At 40.3% G+C, this 14,528-nt stretch carries 12 protein-coding genes; 9 read left to right on the top strand and 3 right to left on the bottom strand.

Going from position 1 to position 14,528, the window contains the following annotated elements:
* Positions 1–15 precede the first annotated feature (15 nt).
* From V6E90_RS02830 to V6E90_RS02845, 4 genes are all read left to right on the top strand, one after another.
* Positions 16–1,251: a lipoprotein-releasing ABC transporter permease subunit gene (locus V6E90_RS02830; RefSeq protein ID WP_016660275.1), complete on the top strand. Its 1,236-nt coding sequence runs from the start codon at positions 16–18 to the stop codon at positions 1,249–1,251.
* Positions 1,244–1,933, top strand: a complete 690-nt coding sequence (gene lolD / locus V6E90_RS02835) for a lipoprotein-releasing ABC transporter ATP-binding protein LolD (RefSeq protein ID WP_016540861.1) — start codon at positions 1,244–1,246, stop codon at positions 1,931–1,933. The genes V6E90_RS02830 and lolD overlap by 8 nt, the downstream gene beginning before the upstream one ends.
* Positions 1,926–3,161, top strand: a complete 1,236-nt coding sequence (locus V6E90_RS02840; protein WP_016540862.1) for a lipoprotein-releasing ABC transporter permease subunit — start codon at positions 1,926–1,928, stop codon at positions 3,159–3,161. The genes lolD and V6E90_RS02840 overlap by 8 nt, the downstream gene beginning before the upstream one ends.
* 90 nt (positions 3,162–3,251) lie before the next feature.
* Positions 3,252–5,678 (top strand): DNA internalization-related competence protein ComEC/Rec2, encoded by a 2,427-nt coding sequence (locus V6E90_RS02845; RefSeq protein ID WP_332604461.1) that lies wholly within the window; start codon positions 3,252–3,254, stop codon positions 5,676–5,678.
* A 16-nt stretch (positions 5,679–5,694) separates the two neighbouring features.
* Here the strand turns inward: V6E90_RS02845 and V6E90_RS02850 are convergent, their stop codons facing one another.
* Entirely contained in the window at positions 5,695–6,636 is a 942-nt protein-coding gene (locus V6E90_RS02850; RefSeq protein ID WP_332604462.1) for a lysophospholipid acyltransferase family protein, read from the bottom strand.
* A 139-nt stretch (positions 6,637–6,775) separates the two neighbouring features.
* Between V6E90_RS02850 and sppA the strand changes: the two genes are divergently transcribed.
* Complete coding sequence (sppA, locus tag V6E90_RS02855; protein WP_033134568.1) at positions 6,776–7,798, top strand: signal peptide peptidase SppA; 1,023 nt, start codon at positions 6,776–6,778, stop codon at positions 7,796–7,798.
* 158 nt (positions 7,799–7,956) lie between these two features.
* Positions 7,957–8,748 (top strand): alpha/beta fold hydrolase, encoded by a 792-nt coding sequence (locus tag V6E90_RS02860; protein WP_016660277.1) that lies wholly within the window; start codon positions 7,957–7,959, stop codon positions 8,746–8,748.
* A 38-nt stretch (positions 8,749–8,786) separates the two neighbouring features.
* Here the strand turns inward: V6E90_RS02860 and purN are convergent, their stop codons facing one another.
* Together purN and purM are read right to left on the bottom strand one after the other, a co-directional pair.
* Entirely contained in the window at positions 8,787–9,416 is a 630-nt protein-coding gene (gene purN, locus V6E90_RS02865) for a phosphoribosylglycinamide formyltransferase (RefSeq protein ID WP_332605060.1), read from the bottom strand.
* Positions 9,413–10,483 carry a phosphoribosylformylglycinamidine cyclo-ligase gene (gene purM / locus V6E90_RS02870; protein ID WP_016540868.1) on the bottom strand — a complete coding sequence of 357 codons (1,071 nt, stop codon included), beginning with the start codon at positions 10,481–10,483 and terminating at the stop codon, positions 9,413–9,415. The genes purN and purM overlap by 4 nt, the downstream gene beginning before the upstream one ends.
* A gap of 134 nt (positions 10,484–10,617) precedes the next feature.
* On the opposite strand from purM, the gene cxpE reads away from it, so the two are divergent.
* The 3 genes from cxpE (at position 10,618) to rbtA (ending at position 14,514) form a co-directional block, all read left to right on the top strand.
* Positions 10,618–11,811 carry a chloramphenicol efflux transporter CxpE gene (cxpE, locus tag V6E90_RS02875; RefSeq protein WP_016540869.1) on the top strand — a complete coding sequence of 398 codons (1,194 nt, stop codon included), beginning with the start codon at positions 10,618–10,620 and terminating at the stop codon, positions 11,809–11,811.
* A gap of 20 nt (positions 11,812–11,831) precedes the next feature.
* Positions 11,832–12,530 (top strand): DnaA regulatory inactivator Hda, encoded by a 699-nt coding sequence (locus V6E90_RS02880; RefSeq protein WP_016540870.1) that lies wholly within the window; start codon positions 11,832–11,834, stop codon positions 12,528–12,530.
* A 112-nt stretch (positions 12,531–12,642) separates the two neighbouring features.
* The gene (gene rbtA / locus V6E90_RS02885) at positions 12,643–14,514 is read left to right on the top strand and encodes a rhombotarget A (RefSeq protein ID WP_332604463.1); all 1,872 of its coding nucleotides are present in this window, start codon (positions 12,643–12,645) and stop codon (positions 14,512–14,514) included.
* The last annotated feature ends 14 nt before the right edge of the window (positions 14,515–14,528 follow it).

Below are 14,528 nucleotides of genomic sequence, written 5' to 3' on the forward strand. Positions count from 1 at the left end.
CTCGGACTAGATGGTATGTTTAAGCCAATTTCGCTGTATATAGGGTTGAGATACACTCGTGCTCAGCGGAGTAATCATTTTATTTCTTTTGTCGCTTTGGTTTCCATGATCGGCTTGACGCTTGGTGTCGCTGTGCTCATTACAGTATTATCTGTCATGAATGGTTTCGATCGCGAATTAAAAAATCGTGTCCTTGGAATGGTTCCACAAGCCACTGTTTCTTCTACTCAAATTCTAACAGATTGGCCTGAGCTTGTAAAAAGAGTTGAGAATCACCCACATGTGACTGGGGCTGCACCTTTTACTCAACTACAAGGCATGCTAAGTGGGCAGGGTCAAGTGGCTGGCATTATGGTGACGGGGATTGAGCCTGAATATGAAAAGAAGGTTTCGATTATCCAGAACCACATGGTCTCAGGTGATTTAAATGCATTGAAGAAAGGTGAGTTTGGGATTGTCTTGGGCAAGGACATGACCGATGCACTGGGCCTTGGCTTGAATGATAGTGTTACCTTAGTGCTGCCCGAAGCCACACCATCACCTGCAGGTGTCGTGCCACGTTTTAAACGTTTTAAAATCGTTGGTATTTTTAGTGTGGGTGCAGAAGTGGATTCAATGGTCGGTTATATCGCCTTGAATGATGCTTCTACCTTATTGCGTTTACCAGATGGTGCACAGGGTGTACGTCTTAAAGTGGACGATATTTTTGCTGCTCCCGATGTGGTTAATCAGATTGTTAAGCAATTACCTGATAATTTTTATGCCACAAGCTGGAAGGAAACGCATGGGAGTTTATTCAGTGCAGTGAAAATGGAAAAGAATCTTGTTGGTTTGCTCCTGTTTCTGATTATTGTAGTGGCCGCATTTAATATCGTATCGTCATTGGTCATGGTGGTCACCGATAAAAAGGCTGATATTGCGATTCTACGTACTTTGGGGGCTTCACCCGCATTTATCACCTCCGTTTTTATTGTACAAGGCACAATTATTGGTGTCGTGGGTACAGTGATCGGCGTTATTTTAGGGAGTGGTTTTGCATTAACGATAAGTGATTTGGTCGGCTGGTTAAATCATACTTTCGGACTGAATTTATTCAGTGGTTATGTTATTGGCTATTTACCCTCTTATTTACGTTGGCAAGATGTCCTCATTGTTGTGACCGCATCTTTGTCTATCAGTTTTTTAGCAACAATTTACCCCGCTATTCGTGCAGCGAAAACGCAACCAGCTGAGGCATTACGTTATGAGTAAGATCGTTCTAGAATCAAAAAATATCTTTAAGCATTTCGATGATGGCAAAAGTAAAGTTGAAGTGATCAAAGGCTTATCCCTTCAAGTCAACGCGGGCGAGTTCGTTTCAATTGTGGGTTCAAGTGGTTCAGGTAAGAGTACCTTATTGCATGTGTTAGGTGGCTTGGAGCAACCTTCACAAGGACAGGTGTTTTTACAAGGCCAACGCTTTGATAATTTAGGTGAAGCAGAGCGTGGCTACAAACGTAATCAATACCTTGGTTTCGTTTATCAATTCCATCATTTACTCCCTGAATTTTCTGCCTTGGAAAATGTGGCGATGCCGTTAATGTTGCGTAGAGAAAGCAACTTTAAGGATGTGAAGAAGCAAGCCGAATATTTGTTGGATCGCGTTGGGCTATCTCACCGTATGGATCATAAACCAGGTGAATTATCGGGTGGTGAGCGCCAACGTGTAGCTTTGGCACGTGCTTTGGTCACGAAACCTGCGGTGGTGTTGGCAGACGAACCGACTGGAAATTTGGACCGTAAAACAGCGCTCAGTATTTTTGAATTGCTTACTGATTTGAAAAAAGAACTCAACATGGCGATGTTAATCGTGACACATGATGAGCAATTGGCGCAGTCAGCTGATTCAATTTTGCATATGCAGGATGGTATCTGGGTGGGTGAGCATGTTTAAACCCATTTCATTTTTTATTGGGCTAAAATATACACAAGCCAGAAAAAAAAGCCGTTTGGTGTCATTCATTTCCTTGATGACCATGATTGGTTTGACTTTAGGTGTGGCGGTACTGATTACGGTGTTATCCGTGATCAATGGTTTTGATCGGGAATTGAAAAACCGTATTTTAGGCATTGTGCCACAAGCGACCATAGCATCCAGTCAAATTATGACCAATTGGGAAGGTTTGGCGACAGATATTGCTAAACAACCCCATGTGCTTGCTGTTGCACCTTATACCCAGTTGCAAGGGATGTTAACGGCACATGGTCAAGTAACAGGGATTATGATTTCTGGGATTGAGCCAGAATATGAAAAGAAAGTCTCTATTGTTCATAATTACATGAAAGAAGGGCATTTAGAGTCATTACAAAAAGGGAAATATGGAATTGTTTTAGGTCAAGATCTAGCAGACAGCTTAGGACTGAAATTGAATGATCCTGTAACGCTAGTCTTGCCAGAAGCGAGCAATTCATCAGCAGGTGTTGTACCTCGCTTTAAACGTTTTGAAGTGGTCGGTATATTTAAAATAGGGACTCAAGTCGATTCGATGGTTGCTTATATTGCCTTGAATGATGCAGCTACCTTATTGCGCTTACCAGATGGTGCACAAGGCATTCGCTTAAAGCTTGATGATATTTTTGCTGCACCTGAAATTTCTGAAAGCATTATCAAACAATTACCAAGTAATTTTTATGCTTCTAATTGGACTTATACCCAAGGCAATTTATTCAGTGCCATTCAAATGGCAAAAAATATGGTGGGGTTATTACTTCTACTCATTATTATCGTGGCAACTTTTAATATTATTTCATCCCTGATGATGCTGGTGACTGATAAAAAATCAGATATCGCAATATTACGTACCTTAGGGGCATCACCGTTATTGATTACTCAAATTTTTATGGTACAGGGTACGATTATTGGGGTGATTGGAACGGGTTTAGGGACTGTTTTAGGCATTATTCTCTCTTTAAGTATTGGTGACATTGTCTCTTGGATCAATAACACGTTTGGCTTAAATTTATTAGATGCTTATTTTGTCCATTACCTGCCGTCATATTTACGTTGGCAAGATGTATTGCTGGTAGTGAGTGTCTCATTATTGTTGAGCTTGCTTGCAACAATCTATCCAGCATTGAGGGCTGCAAAAGTTCAACCTGCTGAAGCATTACGCTATGAGTAAGTGATAAATATTTTAATTTAATCTCTTGTTAAAGCCCTGAAAAAGGGCTTTAATTTTATCTTTAGAATAATTAAAACTTAATTTTAGAAAATGTTGAAAATTGTGTTAATCAGCTGGATTGCTGGTATTGCCCTGATGGGGCACGATGTTAGCTTTGCTGCACAGACTGGGTGGATTTGGCTAGCGTTAGCGAGCGTGATATTCGGTTTTGGTTTATATAAAAGAACGTTATATTCTGAATCCGCTGCCTATACGTTTTTACTTTTGATTAGTACGAGTTGGGCCGTATTCTGTATGGGCTTTAATTATGCAGATTCAGCTTTAGAAAAACGATTAAAATTAAAAGAGCTGGAAGTACAAGCCTTTGAAGCCATTGTTTATATCAAGAAAATAAATCAGCTTTCGGCAGAGGGGCAGAAACAAATTGCAGAAGTATTGAATCGACATGCTCACCCCGTCGATTGGTTACTTTATCTGAATACAGCAAAACAACCCGCGATTCCGGACCAGACTTTGGCACTAGGCCATTATTATCGGATCTATGGAAATATCAAACCTGCACATAGTTATGCTGTTGCAGGTGCTTTTGATCAGGAAAAATGGTTTTTACAGCAAAATGTTATGTCGGCATTTTCGGTGACACAGATTCAGCCATTAAGCCGTGATGAAATCTATCGTCTCGGTTATCAACCGCATCTTAAGCAGCAGCAAACACTACAAGAAAATTTTTTGCTCAATGTTGAGATGCTGCGGTTGTCATTCCGTAAAATGCTGCAAGCGAGTAGGCTAGAGCACAACGGTTTGTTATTGGCTTTGCTGACAGGTGATGAAAGCTTGTTATCAAATCGTTTAAAGCAACAATTCCAACAATTGGGAATTTCCCATTTATTGGCAATATCGGGTCCACATGTCTTGGTTTTTGCACTGATGCTGACATGGGTGTTGACGTGCATGGTACAGCGTTATGTACCAAAATTATATTTATGGCAACCACGACAGGTTTTAGTACTGTTGCCTTTTGGATTCAGTGTACTGTTATATGTGGCCTTTGTCGGTTTTGAAATTCCTGCGCTGAGAACTTTATTAACCGTGATTATTGCCAGTGTTTTTCTATGGTTTAGGCAGTCGATTCAGCCATTCGCACTATTGGTTTATAGCGCAAGCTTATTACTGATTTTTGATCCATTCAGTATTTTGTCTACTGCATTCTGGTTGTCCTATGGAGCGTGCTTTATTCTGATACGCATCTATCAAACCATTAGAGATACACCTCAAGAACAAGTCATCACAACGACTCAAAAACTACTTCTAGCTGCAAAACTTCTGATTGAGTCACAATGGAAAATATTTATTGCATTACTGCCTTTGGTGCTTATTTTCTTTCAGCAAATTTCATGGCTTGCACCAGTCAGTAATCTGATTGCCATTCCATTGCTTAGTGGCGTAGTGGTGCCTTTAGGGATTATCGCAGCATGTATTTGGTTATTGATTCCTGCACTAGGACAACTGCTCTTTCAACTGAGTGATGGATTACTGGCTATTTTGTTATGGCTACTCAATGGTCTACAGAAAATTTCACCTGAGTTATATGGCGTCAGTTATACACCTTGGATGCTGCTGAGTTTTATTGTTGCTATCGTGATTCTATTTCTGCCGAGAGGTATCGTCCCTAAGCTATGGTCGTTGGTATGTTTTTTACCAATTTTTCTCGGGATTAAAGTCCAGTCAACTGTATTGACTATTCTTGATGTGGGGCAAGGACAGTCCGTATTTTTACAGCATCCAGAACTGAGCTTAATGATTGATACGGGTGGGTCATATGATGAAACTAAGTTTAGCTTGGGGGAGCGCGTCATCATTCCTTTTTTAAGGCAGCAAGGGATACGGGCATTGGATCATGTGATTTTGTCTCATCTGGATCAAGATCATAGTGGCGCATTTGCAGCAATCCAAAATGCTTTTGCAATCACTCAAGTACAGTCCAATCAGCATAATGAAAAAATGCCATTTAAAAATAATTTCTCATTGTGCCAACAAGGTCAAACTTGGTCATATTCAAATCTAAAAATAGAGATTCTATCACCCGATCCGGAGGGCTTAGCTGTTGCAACACATCAGCAAAATGAACAGTCTTGTGTGGTCTATCTGCAATTCTTAAATGCTCAACCGTATCAAAATTTTCTGATTATGGGAGATGCAGGTTGGGAAACTGAATATAAACTATTGCGGCAATATCCTGATTTAAAAGTAGATGTTCTAGTTTTAGGGCATCATGGCAGTAAACATAGCTCTGCCTATGATTTTTTAGCGACATTAACCCCTAAATTAACGATTACCTCTGCGGGTTTTGATAATCGATATGGTCACCCAAGTCAGGAGCTACAAAGCCGTCTGCATGCTTTAGATATCCCTTTACTCAATACTGCACAGGCAGGGAGTCTCAGTTTTGTATTTAATAATGGTGTTGTTGAGTTAAAACAGCAACGTCTGCAACGAAAATGGTTACAACGAGAATAGCCTAAGTAATTTCTCTTTATTGTGTTTGTTGACGCACTTCAGCCACTTTCATCAACGCTTCATTTTCATCAATATCGTAGATTTTCTTTAAAGCGGGATTGGCGCGAAAACGTTTGTAGCTCCAGTGATAATGTTCTGGGTAACGTCGAATCAGTTGTTCTAAAGTTTGATGAATAATTAAAGTGCCATCTTCGGCATTACCTTCATAGATTTGAGGATTGATCGGTTCGACATACATATCAAAGCCATCTTGATCATTTCTTTTTGTATAGATGAGGAGGGCCTTTGCCTTGGTTTTTTGAATCAGTTTGGCACTGAGGCTACTGGAGGCAAGCGGAATACCAAAATAGTTGATCATGTCCCCACCGTGATCAGGGGTGTGGTCAGGTAAAATCGCTGTAGTTCCACCTTGTTTCAAGGCCTTAAAAATCTGTCGAACCCCACTTTCATCTGTAGGAACTAAATGGGCTTGTTCGCGACTACGTGCATCACGGACAAACTGGTCAGCATCTGGATTTTTAACTGGTTTATAGAGGATTGTCATTTGAGTGTATTTTGATAACCATGAGTTCATGACTTCCCATGTACCAAAATGAGGGATGACTAAAACTAAGCCTTTCTTTTCTGCTAAAGCTTCATGGAAATAATGTTCGCCATGGATGTTGTGGATTCTTTGAATATTTTTTTCATTTGTTGAGCCCCAAATACTTAAAAACTCAAAATAAGAAGTCAGTTCGTTTTGTATTGCCTGCTTAGTGAGTTTTTGTCTTTGTTGCTGTTCCATGTCTGGAAAAGCAATTTGTATATTCAAGCTGATAATTTTTGAAAGCTTAGAAAGCGAAAATGTATTGACTAAGGCCGCAACCAAGCGTGCAAAGAACCGCCCTAATCGGAGTGGCTGACGACTAACAAGTCTGATAAGACGATAACTTGAACTGTTTGATTTGGGCTGAGTCATGTATTTAAAATTAGAAAAATTACAAAGGGAAGTATAAAGCAAAAAATAATTATAAGTTAAAACAAGTTATTTAAACAGTTTTGCGTAAATCCGCGTATATAATAAAGTCACTTTTTAAAATCTATTGGATTGGAATCTTATGTCCGATTGGCCACCAAAACCACAAAATGAATCTACAAATAGTAATAATGTGACAGGCAAAGAATGGCAAATTTTAGAAAAAGCTGTTCTTGCTTCTGTGGAAGAGCAACGTCGTAGCCGCCGTTGGAGCATCTTTTTTAAATGTTTAGGTTTTGCCTATTTGCTGATTGTACTGTTGGCAATGACCAAGAGCTGTACCTCGTCATCAGATAAAGCAACTACCAGTATTAGTAGTAATCACTTGGCTGTTGTTGATATTGTGGGAACCATCGATTCATCTGCAGGTCAGTCTACAGTGAATAGTGAAGATACCAACAAAGCTTTAAAACGTGCATTTGAAGCCAGCGGCAGTAAAGCGGTTGCGTTGAATATCAATTCACCAGGCGGTTCACCAGTACAGTCTGATGAAATCTGGCAAGAAATTCGTTATCTGAAAAAACAGCACCCAGATAAAAAAGTCTATGCTGTCATTGGGGATATGGGTGCATCGGGTGCATATTATATTGCCTCAGCAGCAGATGAAATCATTGTCAATCCATCTAGCTTAGTGGGTTCGATCGGTGTAATTATGCCGAACTATGGTTTAAGTGGCTTGGCGCAGAAGTTAGGCATTGAAGACCGTACTCTGACTGCGGGTAGTAATAAAGATATTTTAAGTATGACCAAGCCACTTGATCCAGCACAGAAACAACATGTGCAGTCGGTGCTTGATAATGTGCATACTCACTTTATCAATGCAGTGAAAGAAGGGCGTGGTAAACGTTTGAAGTCAAATGACCCTGCTATTTTCTCTGGATTGTTCTGGACAGGTGAACAGGCTGTTGCTTTAGGTGTTGCTGACCGTAGTGGTAGTTTGACGACATTGATGCGTGATCTGAAGATTGAGCAAAAAGTAGATTATACCGTTCAACGTAATCCGTTAGAATCAATTCTAGGACGTATGGGGGCGCAGCTCGGTGCAGGTATTAGTAGTTCGCTTGCTGCACAGCTAGAAACTCAGCAGAACGCGAAAATACAATAATAGATAGGCTTTGATCAAAGCACTATGTTGATTTTAAGGAGGCTGTGTATATCGCAGCCTTTTTTATGCTAAAAATAACTGGACAGTTATCCTTTTAATTTGCAATACATCTGTAGAGCAGGATAATTGACCAATCAGTGAAAATAAAAGACAAGCTTATGAAACCTTTGATTCATTTTGCCCATGCCAATGGAGTTCCATCTAAAGTTTATCAAAAGCTGTTTGATCAATTAAAAGATCAATACGACATTATCTATGTTGCTGAGATTGGAAATGACAAACGTTATCCAATTACCCATGGCTGGACGCATTTGGTTGACCAAATTATTGATAGCATTGTACAGCAAGCACAAGGGCGTACAGTGATTGGTGTAGGGCACTCATTAGGCTCGGTCTTGACACTGATGGCGGCTTATCGCCGCCCAGAGCTATTTTCACAAGTCATTATGCTTGATCCACCTTTAATTATTGGTAAGTCGTCTTTTATTTTTCATCTTGCCAAAATCTTTAAACCTAAATTAGTGGATAAAATCACCCCAGCAGGTTTGTCGGTACGTCGTCGTGATCATTGGGATTCGCGGGAGCAAGCTGCGGAGTTGTTAGGTTCGAGAGGTTTTTATCAGCACTTTGATCCAGATTGCTTCCAAGCCTATATTGCACATGCTTTGACGGATGATCATCAAAATGGCGGTGTAACACTCACCATTCCTAAGGATGATGAAGTGGCCATGTTTAGAACTACGCCATCCATGTGGTGGTTACCAATGCCGAAACCTTCTGTACCTGTACATTTGGTTGTGGGACAAGACAGTGTTTTCTTAAAAGAAAAGTTCCCGCAAGTGGCGAAAAAGAAATTAGGTATTCCTTTTTCTGTCGTGGATGGTGGACATATGTTCCCCTTGGAACATCCAGTGGAAACGGTTGAGAAAATCAAAAGCTTGGTGGTTTGAGCTAATAAAAAACACATCCGAAGATGTGTTTTTTATTTTTAAAACTGAGCAAATTGAATCGGTCGTTCTAAGGGCTTCTGGTTGAAATAAGCTTGACCATTCCGCCAAGTCAGTTGGCCATTACATAGCCATTCTGCAACTTGAGGATAGATGAAATGCTCAAGTTCATGCACACGTTGTGCTAGGCTTTCTACGGTATCGTGTAAACCGACTTGAATTGCTGATTGTGCAATACTTTGTCCTGCATCGAGCTCCGCCGTGACAAAATGAACTGTACAGCCATGCAAGCGCTCTCCAGTATTTAATACACGTTGATGTGTATTCACACCTTTATAAAAAGGCAGCAGAGAAGGGTGGATATTTAACATTTTACCTTGCCATTGACTGACAAAGTTCGGGGTTAAAATCCGCATAAAACCAGCAAGGATTACCAGATCAACTTGCCATGCCAATAATTGTTGATGCATGGCTGCATCGAAGCTTTCGCGATTTGGATAATCTTTATGTGAAATAACAGCGGTCGCAATATTGGCGTTCTCAGCACGCTGCAATGCATATGCATCAACTTTATTTGAGAGGACACCAATGATTTGCCCTGACAGATTTGCATCTATCAGGGCCTGTAAGTTGCTACCGTTGCCTGAGACAAGGACAGCAATTCTCATTATGCAAAGATCACGCGAATTTTTTCGTCAGCGCCTTCAACTGATTCAGCATTTTCTTGGATATAACCAATTTTCCACGCTTTTTCGCCTTGCGCATTTAATACAGCAATAGCTTTGTCAGCTTCGCTTGCATCGACTGCAATCACCATACCTACGCCACAGTTAAAGGTACGATACATTTCAAAGCGTTCTACGTTACCTTCACGTTGTAACAACTGGAATAATTCAGACCATTCCCAGCTTGACTCGTCAATGACAGCTTGTGCGCCATTTGGAAGAACACGCGGTAAGTTACCCGGTAAGCCACCACCAGTAATGTGTGCCATTGCATGCACATCAACTTGTTTGCAAAGTTCGAGTACTGGTTTTACGTAGATACGTGTTGGTTCCATTGCCACATCGGCAAGTGGGCGACCATCAACGATTTGAGTTAAGTCTACATTCTTAACATCTAAAATTTTACGTAGTAATGAGTAACCATTAGAGTGTGCGCCACTTGATGCGACACCAAGAAGTACGTCACCAGACTTCACTTTAGTGCCATCAATAATTTTGCTGTGTTCTACAACACCCACTGCAAAACCAGCAAGATCGTAATCTTCACCTTCATACATGCCCGGCATTTCAGCAGTTTCACCACCGACCAATGCACAACCAGCAAGTTCACAACCTTTACCAATTCCTGTTACGACATCAGCAGCAACATCAACATTTAAATGACCTGTTGCATAGTAGTCGAGGAAGAATAATGGCTCAGCACCACAAACAAGTAAGTCGTTTACACACATTGCAACGAGATCTTGACCAATCGTGTCATGACGGTTGAGGTTGAGTGCTAAACGTAATTTAGTCCCTACACCATCTGTTCCTGATACCAATACAGGCTCTTCATAACCTTTTGGAATTTTGCATAAAGCACCGAAGCCGCCAAGACCGCCCATTACTTCAGGACGAGTGGTACGTTTAGCGACAGATTTGATACGATCGACCAATGCGTCTCCCGCTTCAATGTCGACGCCAGCATCTTTATAGCTTAAACCAGTATTTGGGGTAGAAGTTGAGTTGCTCATAGTGAAGTCTCCGCAGTGGCGGCAGATTATAACCTGAATATACGAAACTCTTATGTTATTTATGCTCGAAAATGCTATCTTTAATTAAATTTTTTTTCCATTTATAACGATTACACGAAAAAAGGCTAGATTTTATGCAAGATCAGGTACTACGTCGTATCTTTATCCTCGCTGGGCTCGCATTATTGCTTTGGGTGCTTTATCTACTGAAGCCCATTGTGATTCCTTTTGTCGGTGCTTTTTTCATTGCCTATTTATTTAGCCCGCTGGTTGATGTTCTTGTAAAAATTAAATTGCCGCGCTGGTTAGCGATCAGTATCGTATTTATCGGGATTGGCGTAACTTTAACCATGGTTTTGTGGTTCTTAGTGCCTTTGATTTGGAAACAGTTAATGTATGCGCGGGATAGTATTCCTGCAGGAATTCACTGGATTAATGCAACCTTCTTACCATGGGTGTCGCATACTTTTAATGTCGTGCCAATGGAAATTGACACGGAGCAGATCACTAAAGCTTTAATGGATTATATTCAGACCAATTACAGTGCAGATAGTATTCAAACCATGGCATTAAGAGTTGCTCAATCTGGTTTGAATTTTATCCAAATTGGCGGGGTTGTGATCCTGATTCCAATTATCTCTTTCTACTTTTTACTCGATTGGGAGCGAATGCTGCAAAGCTTTAGACGTTTAATTCCGCGTCCTTATGAAGCTTCAACTTTAACCATCGTTCGTGAATGCCATAGTGTATTAGGTGCTTTTGTAAAAGGCCAATTCCTCGTTATGCTTTTATTGGGTATCGTTTATGCTGTGGGCTTACAACTGATTGGTCTTGAAGTTGGCTTGATTATTGGAATGATTGCTGGTTTGGCCAGTATTATTCCTTATTTGGGTTTTGGTGTCGGCATTATTGCGGCGGTGATTGCAACATTGTTTCAATTTGGATTGGACTGGACGCAGATCCTTCTGGTTGGTGTTGTATTTATGATTGGGCAAATGGTCGAAGGCTATATTCTTCAACCATTCTTATTGGGCGATAAAATTGGTTTATCGCCAGTTGCGGTGGTTTTTGCTGTACTCGCTGGGGCACAACTCGGTGGATTTTTGGGGATGCTAATTGCTTTGCCTGTCGCAGCAGTCATTGTGGTACTGTTAAAACATGCACGTGATAATTATGAAAAAAGTCGACTCTATGGTTTACCAACAGAAGTTGTGTTGGTCGAAGGCGAAACTCAGCATATAAATGTTGAAACAGGTCATGTAGAACTTGATATTCATATTAAAAACTCTCAAGATACAGAGACTTCAAACTCGAATGACTTAAAGTAATTGAGGAACACATTAAACATATGCGTCAACTCCAACTGGATATAGAACCTCAACTCGATGCCCGAATCAGTGATTTTTCGGGGCCGGGTTGGGGACCTGTGGTTGATGCGGTAAGACAATTACATGCAGGCTTAGTAAGTCGATTCTATGTTTATGGTGGGGCGGGCACGGGTAAGAGCCATTTACTGTCTGCAATCTGTGACTCTTATTTGGAATTAGGTCGGCCAGCAATTAAAGTCTCATTATTAGAATTATTAGATGCTCCGATTGAAGCGATTACCTCCTTGGAGTTTTATGATCTAGTCGCGTTAGATGATATTGATGCAATTAGTGGTGTTCCGCACTGGCAAAAAGCCGTTTTTCATTTAATCAATAATCATGAAGGGCAGTTGGTTTTTTCCTCTCGTGTTGCACCTATTGAATTAAAGCTGGAACTACCAGATTTACAATCAAGACTGACTCAAGCCGTTAGTGTCAAAGTGCCAAATGGTAGTTCCTATATTGATCGACAAGCGCTACTACAGTCGGTCATGACCCGACGAGGGATTCATTTTGATCAACAGATTGTTGATTATTTATTAATGAATGGGCCGCATCAGGCATCCATTTTATTGCAAACATTAGCTCAACTTGAAAAAATGTTGAAAGGCGAAAAAACCAAGCTTTCAAATACAACGCTTAAGCAAATTTACGCATTGATTGATGAATATCGCCAATAGCATAAAATTTCTTGAGTAATTTCGAGAGCTATGACAAAGTACGCACAAAGGAATGTGCTTGCAAACTCCTAGTTTGTAAGACGAAGAAAAATGAAAAAAGAAGGAGATCGGTATGCTCAAACGGACGCTTGCCTGCGCTTTATTTGCGATTACAGGACATGCATATTCTGCGGATATTCAAGTGACAACGCTGCTTGATGATGAGAATTATACCGGTTGCTCGTTACGAAATGCTGTAGGGTTTATAAATAACAGAAGTCAAAAAGAATTCGAAAATGGTTATCGTGGATGCGGTAATAAAGATATAAGCAGTATTATTATTTTACAGAGAGATCAGACCTACCAACTGAATAAAGCATTGGAAATTAAGGCATCAATGTCAATTCGCACCGCAAGTAGTGATGGCTTTAATGACAATAAAAAAGGTTTAAATAATGCGACACTCAAAATGGTGGGTTCGGATCGTCTTTTTGTAATTGACGATAATAATGTGGAAAGTCCTTTACTTGAAGTTAAGTTAATTGAATTAAATTTACAAGGCGCCTCTCATAAAGTAAATAATGGTGGCTTGATTCTTAATCGTGAAAGTTTATCAATTGATTATTCAAGACTAACAGGTGGGTCAGCAAATCGAGGTGGGGCGATTTATAACGTTGGTATTCCATCTGGAGATAAAAAAACAGTTGGATATATTAATGCCAGTTATAGTCTTTTTCAGAACAATAAAGCTGATCAAGGCGCAATTATTTTTAGTGAAATGCCAAGTTATTTAATTACTAGATCTGTACTACGTGATAATGAAGGTGTGGCGGGCCCAGATGGCGCTTCACTGTATGTTTTGAATGGCTTTAATAATGACACCGTCGGCGGTGCATTAGCTGATGGAATCTATGGAATTCGAAGCAGTACCATTTTTCATAACAAAGGTGGCTATGTTGCAAATATCCGTGAAGGCATGATTCTCAATAACAATACCATCATCAAAAATGCTGCTGGTTTGTATTTACAATCTTTAAATCGGAAAGTAACAACTAAAGAAAATGGTGAAACCAAAGTTGAGGAATTCCCAAGTGCTTATGTGTCCAACAGTATTCTGATTGCCAATGGCAATAGCAACTGTGGCAGTATTTCGACCGATACGACCATTGTACAAAGTAATTTGACGACAATGGACTGTAACCGAAATCCTGGTGACCGCTTGCCAAACTTTATGTGGAATGCAAATGATCCTGAGCAAGCAGTAATTGCTGGGGGCACAAGCGATGAAGGTGTTTGCGCAGCGCCACCAGCAAAAGGTTTACTTTGCCCATATACGATTCCCAAAGACCAAATGTTAGGTTTCTTTAAGCCGCGTTTATTAACATCATATAAACAACTCACGGATTCCCTGATTGTCAACAAAGGGCGAATTTATAGTGATGGGACCAGTTTTAGTCTGGGGAATTGTGAGGAGAAAGATCAACGTGATCAAGGTCGTACAGGTTTTGATGAGCTCTGTGATCTTGGTTCCATAGAATTAGTTGTGAATCGTAACAATGTCTCAGTTGAAGGAATGGATATTCGATTCAAGGAGATTGCCAAATTTAATATTTCTAGCAATTTATTAGATGGAGAGTTGTTAGATCCAAATACTTGTGAGCAGCTTTTAGGAAAACGCTCGGATGGGCAAGCTTGGCAATATGGTTGCTTGGACATCGTACAAAATCAAACACCATCTAAGGGTAAGACCACCATTGATCAAGATGGTAATGTGACCTATGTTCCTTATAGTGATTGGCATGGAGCCGATATATTTAAACTGCGTATCATGACGACGATTACACGCTTTAATAATGTAACGAACTATTATATTGAGATTCCTACAAATATTGTGCAAGACCCACCAGATACATTTAAAAGTAAAACCGTAAATGTGGGGAGTTTTGGGTTTGGTGCTATTCTTGCTTTATTCGGCTTAATAGGATTACGTCGTTTTAAATCATAATCAGGGATGTGATG

This window comes from Acinetobacter sp. ESBL14 (genome assembly GCF_036668815.1).
GTDB classification, from domain to species: Bacteria; Pseudomonadota; Gammaproteobacteria; order Pseudomonadales; family Moraxellaceae; genus Acinetobacter; species Acinetobacter gyllenbergii.